3 protein-coding genes and 1 tRNA gene are annotated in these 5,057 nt (G+C 70.7%); 3 read left to right on the forward strand and 1 reads right to left on the reverse strand.

Annotation, left to right across the window (positions count from 1 at the left end; translation table 11 throughout):
* Window positions 1-171: 171 nt before the first annotated feature.
* Entirely contained in the window at window positions 172-540 is a 369-nt protein-coding gene (locus ACIBH4_RS13365; protein WP_362508238.1) for a PRC-barrel domain containing protein, read from the reverse strand.
* A gap of 292 nt (window positions 541-832) precedes the next feature.
* Between ACIBH4_RS13365 and ACIBH4_RS13370 the strand changes: the two genes are divergently transcribed.
* The 3 genes from ACIBH4_RS13370 to ACIBH4_RS13380 all read left to right on the forward strand — a co-directional run bounded on the left by ACIBH4_RS13370 (window position 833) and on the right by ACIBH4_RS13380 (window position 4,863).
* A tRNA-Lys gene (locus ACIBH4_RS13370) sits at window positions 833-906 on the forward strand.
* A gap of 149 nt (window positions 907-1,055) precedes the next feature.
* The gene (locus tag ACIBH4_RS13375) at window positions 1,056-1,658 is read left to right on the forward strand and encodes a DUF998 domain-containing protein (protein WP_362508241.1); all 603 of its coding nucleotides are present in this window, start codon (window positions 1,056-1,058) and stop codon (window positions 1,656-1,658) included.
* A 334-nt stretch (window positions 1,659-1,992) separates the two neighbouring features.
* Window positions 1,993-4,863: a BTAD domain-containing putative transcriptional regulator gene (locus tag ACIBH4_RS13380; RefSeq protein ID WP_362508243.1), complete on the forward strand. Its 2,871-nt coding sequence runs from the start codon at window positions 1,993-1,995 to the stop codon at window positions 4,861-4,863.
* The last annotated feature ends 194 nt before the right edge of the window (window positions 4,864-5,057 follow it).

Below are 5,057 nucleotides of genomic sequence, written 5' to 3' on the forward strand. Positions count from 1 at the left end.
CCCCCCCCCCCCCCCCCCCCCCCCCCCCCCCCCCCCCCCCCCCCCCCCCCCCCGCACCCCCCCCCCCCCCCGGGGGGGGGGGGCCCCCCCCCCCCCCGGGGGGGGGGGCCCCCCCCGGGGGGGCCCCCCCCTCTCATGTCGTTTGCCCGGCGTCCCGGGATCGGAGAACGCTCAGACGGTGCCGGGTCCGCCGAAGGGGAAGCGGCCGTAGTACTCGCCGACACGGTCGCGGTACGCGGGCTCCTTGAAGTTCGCCTCGTCGAACTCGGGGGCGTCCTTGATCTCCTGCTTGGTGCGCGCGACGTAGACCTTCTTCTCCTGTGGGTCGATCTGCGTCACCGTGCTCGCGGGCAGGAGGACCTTCTTGCCGAAGATCCAGGGGCCCGTGTCGACGACGAGGTAGCTCTCGCCGACCTCGTAGGTCGCCTCGTCGACGGAGCCGATCTTCCCGTCGGTGGCTTCGACGTGGTACCCGGCGACGTCGAGCGTCTTTTCCTGGGTGTGCACGTCGGCTCGATAGTTCCAGATCTCAGGCTGCATAGCTGAATGTCTCCCTTGATGTGATACCTCGGGCTTCGGATCCCGTACCCGAGAGAGAAGCCCTAAACGGCATTTGCCCAAGTCAGCCGGTACGGAACACTGTTCGCTCCGCCCTGTTTTCGCCTTCGGCGCCAGGTCATCGCGGGATTTCGCCCCGCCCGGCGCGGGGCGAAGTTTCTTCGTCTGGTGCTTCCGATGGGCATATGTCAGCTCATCTCCAGACTTCCGGATAGGCATATATCCGATCATGTACGGACCACGGCGCCGGGTCCGGTAGGCTTGTCAACGTCAAGCGCCGCTAGCTCAGTTGGTTAGAGCAGCTGACTCTTAATCAGCGGGTCCGGGGTTCGAGTCCCTGGCGGCGCACCCACGGAAACCCCAGCTCGTACGTCGAGCTGGGGTTTCTTGGTTTTCGAGAGGCCGAGGCCGCCGAAGCGCCGGCGTCGAGCCGTGGCCGGCCGGCTGGTTCGCGGTAAGGCCTTACCGATGGCGTGCGAGACAACGGAGGACGTCAAGTGGCATACGTCATCGGCGCGAGCGGTGCCCTGTTCTTTGTGCTCGTCTTCCTGATCGACGGACTGACCCGTCCCGGTTATTCGCCGATACGTCACCCGGTCAGCGCCCTGGCCCTCGGTGCCCGAGGGTGGATCCAGATCTCGAACTTCGTCGTCTCCGGCGCCGCGATCACCGTCGGCGGAGTCTCGATCGCCACCGCGGGACGGCAGCCGCTGCTGGGCGGGATGTTGGCGATCTTCGGGCTGGGCCTTGTGGCATCGGGCTTCAGGATGGACCCGATGCGGGGCTATCCGCCGGGTACGCCGGAGGGTGATCCGGCAGACGTCACCGTCTACCACAAACTGCATGACTACGCCGGAGCCGTTGTGTTCTTCTCGCTGCCCGTCACGGCGGCGGTGGCGGCGTTCGTCCTGCCGGAGGTGGCCTGGAAGGTTCTTTCCGCCATCGCCGCAGCCGCCCTGATGTCCGCCTCCTACGCGTTCGGCAAAGCCTGGGAGCGTGACTCACCGAGGGCCGGACTCATCCAGCGGGCGTTCATCATCCCGGGATGGCTCTGGGTCGCGGCGGTGTTCCTGCGCTTCGGCTCGCAGAACGCACTCTGACGCTTCGATTCGCCTCCTGCGTACGACAGATAGGGCTTAAGGGGGACGGGGGGTAAAGGTGATCGGTTGACAGCGATGACACCAATGGCCTGATCTGGACAGCTGTAACTCCTATAGGGGACACGTCCATCTAGGAGTGGATTGAGGGTGTTTTCCCCGGCGAAGGTCGATGTGCTGCCATACGATGCTTCATCGTGATGAATCGGGGCGAGCTGCCACGGTGCGGCACAGCGGAGCGAAACGGCCCCGAGCCGACCGGGCGGTGCCCCGGCGCGGGAGAACGGCGTCGGTTCCATGGAACTGTTCGAGAACAAAGGAAAGACGGCGCTGTCGGATGAGTGATCCCGGGTTGCGGTTCTCGATCCTGGGGCCGGTGCGCGCCTGGCGCGACGGCGCGGAGGTGGAGACCGGTTCTCCCCAGCAGCGGCTGGTCCTCGCCGTCCTCCTCCTGGCCGAGGGCAGGGCCGTCGGCCACGACCACCTGCTCGACGCCGTCTGGGGCGAGGAGCGTCCCCGCGCCGCGATGAGCACGTTGCGCACGTACGTCTCGCGCCTGCGCTCCGCCCTCGGCGCCGAGGCGATCACCTCGATCGGCAGCGGATACGCCCTCGCGGGAGGGACCTGCGACCTGGTCACGATGGAGAGGTTGTCCAACGAGGGGAGATACGGCGAGGCTCTGGCGCTCTGGCGAGGAGAGCCGCTCGCGGGGCTGGAGGGAGGCTACGCCGAGGGGCAGCGGGCGCGGCTCGGGGAGCGGCGGCTCGCCGTGCTGGAGCGCAGGCTCGCCCAGGAGGTCGAGGAGGGCAGACACGCCGAGGTCGTCGCCGAGCTGACCGTGCTCTGCGGGGAACATCCGACCAGGGAGCGTCTCTGCGGGCTGCTGATGCTGGCGCTGTACCGCGCGGGAAGGCAGGCCGAGGCGATAGGCGTGTTCACCGACACCGGAAAGCTGCTCGCCGAGGGGCTCGGTATCGATCCCTCGCCCGAGCTGGCGGAGCTCTACCAGCGGATCATCACCGCGGACCCCACCCTCGGCCAGGCGAGGACGGCGAGCCCGGTCCTCAGGCAGGTGCCCCGGCAGCTCCCCGCCGACACCGCCGACTTCACCGGCAGGGAGTCCGAGATCGACGAGATGGTGGCCGCCCTGAGGTCGGGGCACATCTCGGCACTCGCGATCTCGGCCGTGTCGGGCGCCGGAGGCATGGGCAAGACCACCCTCGCCGTCCACGTGGCGCACCGGCTCGCGCCGGACTATCCCGACGGCCAGCTCTTCGTGAACCTCGGGGGCTCCGGGACGCGGCCGCTCGCACCGGAGAGCGTGCTCGCCCGGTTCCTGCGCTCCCTCGGGGCGGAGGTTCCACCCGACTCCGAGGAGCCGGGCGAGCGGGCGGCCATGTACCGCTCCACCCTGGCGGACCGGCGGATACTCGTCGTGCTGGACAACGCCGCGAACGCCGCGCAGGTACGGCCGCTGCTCCCGGGCGCCGCCGGGTGCGCGGTGATGGTGACGAGCCGCGCGAAGATGATCGGGCTGTCCGGCGTACGCCAGGTCGACCTGAGCGTGATGTCCCACGACGAGGCGACGGTGCTACTGGCCACGATCGTGGGGGAGGCACGGGTGGCCGCCGAGCGCGAGGCCGCGGCGGACCTGATCGGGGCGTGCGGACACCTGCCCCTCGCGATCAGGATCGTGGCCGCACGGCTCGCGGCGCGACCCGCCTGGAGTGTGGCCAGGATGCGCGACCGGATGGCCGACGAGCGCCGACGCCTCGCGGAGCTGCGCGTGGACGACCTGGCCGTCGAGGCGACGTTCGCCCTCGGCTACGACCAGCTCGACACCGCGCACGCGTCGGCGTTCCGGTTGCTGGCCGTTCCCGACGCGTCCGACTTCTCACTGGGCTCGGCGGCGGCCGTACTCGGTCTGGACGAGCAGGACGCGGAGGAGGTGTGCGAGGCGCTGGTGGACGTGAGCATGCTGGAGTCGCCCTCTCCCGGCCGCTATCGCTACCACGACCTTCTCAAGATCTTCGCCCGGTCGCGACCGGACGACGAGGACGTGCGGCGAGCCGCGCTGGACAGGCTGCTCGGCCACTACCTGGCGGGCATGACCGCGGCCCACCACCTCACCTATCCGGGTGCCCCGGTGTCCGACGCGGGCCGGCCGGCCGGTGCGGGACCGTCCTTCGCGGACGAGGAGGCCGCGGTGACCTGGGCGGAGGACGAGGAGCAGGGGGTGATCAGCTGCGTACACCAGATCGCCCAGGAGCAGGGAAGCGCCCTCTCCGACGCGATACGGCTGCTCGACATGGCGTCCGACGTGCTGGAGACCGACGTGACCCCCGAGCGCTACGAGCGGGCGGCCGGAGCCCTCGTCGAGGCGGCGGCGGCCCGCGGGGAACACCGCGCCGAGGCGCACGCCCGGTGCGTGCGCGGAGGGTTCCGGGCGAACCGATGGTTCCTCGACGCGGCGCTCGAGGACTGCGTCGCCGCGAGGGACCTCAGCCTCGCCGAGGGTGACCGGGCACGGTACGCGGACAGCCTCAACCTGCTGGCCACGGTCCTTTCCCGTCGCGGATCGACGACCGAGGCGATCGCGCTGTACGCCGAGGCGGTCGAGGCCTGGCGCGGGCTCGGCGACCGAAGCGGTGAGACGGCCGGTCTGGGCGACATGGCGCTCGCCCTCGCGTCGGTCGACAGGATCGACGAGGCGGTGGAGGTGATGGAACTGGCCGACCGCACCATCCGCGAGCCGGGCGGCGGGGCGGACCCCGACATCATGTACCGGTCGGCCGTCGTGCTGTGCGACGCCGGGCGTCCCGAGGAGGCGCTCCCTCGGCTCGTGGAGACGCGCAAGGCGTATCGGAGGCTCAGGCAGCGCGTCCGTGAGGGGGCGACCCTGCTGCGGATGGCCGAGACCCACCTCGCCCTGGGACGGCCGGACCGCGCCGTCGACTGTGCCGAGGACTCGCTGGGCCTCATGGCGGAGGCGGGCGACGAATGGATCCAGGGCAAGGCGCTCGTCGCGCTCGGCGAGGCGTTCTCCCGGCTCGGCCGGCCGGGCAGGGGAGCGGCCTGCCTGACCGAGGCGCTTGAGATCTTCGTACGGCGGGACATGCCGGAGGCCGACGAGGTACGGGCACTGCTCGACCGGGACGAGGTCTCGCGGTGGAACACCGAGCGGAAAGAGACCACCCTGACCCGCTGATCGGGCACCGTGTTCGGCCCGGAACCGTCGGTGCCTGCTGGCATCATAGGCGTATGGGACCGCACTACTACGCACGCGTCGTGCACCCCGGGGGGGCCCCCCCCGGGGGGGGCAACCCGTGGGGGGGGCGGGGGGGGGGGGGGGGTGGGGGACCCCACCCGGGGGCCCCATAAAGGGGGTGAACCCACCCCGCC

This window comes from Streptosporangium sp. NPDC050284 (assembly GCF_044459525.1).
In the GTDB taxonomy this organism is placed as follows: domain Bacteria; phylum Actinomycetota; class Actinomycetes; order Streptosporangiales; family Streptosporangiaceae; genus Streptosporangium.

Bases quoted from the DNA above. Each gene is read 5' to 3' on its own strand.
- ACIBH4_RS13380 (WP_362508243.1), top strand. From the start codon at position 1,993: ATGAGTGATCCCGGGTTGCGGTTCTCGATCCTGGGGCCGGTGCGCGCC.
- ACIBH4_RS13365 (WP_362508238.1), bottom strand. From the start codon at position 540: ATGCAGCCTGAGATCTGGAACTATCGAGCCGACGTGCACACCCAGGAA.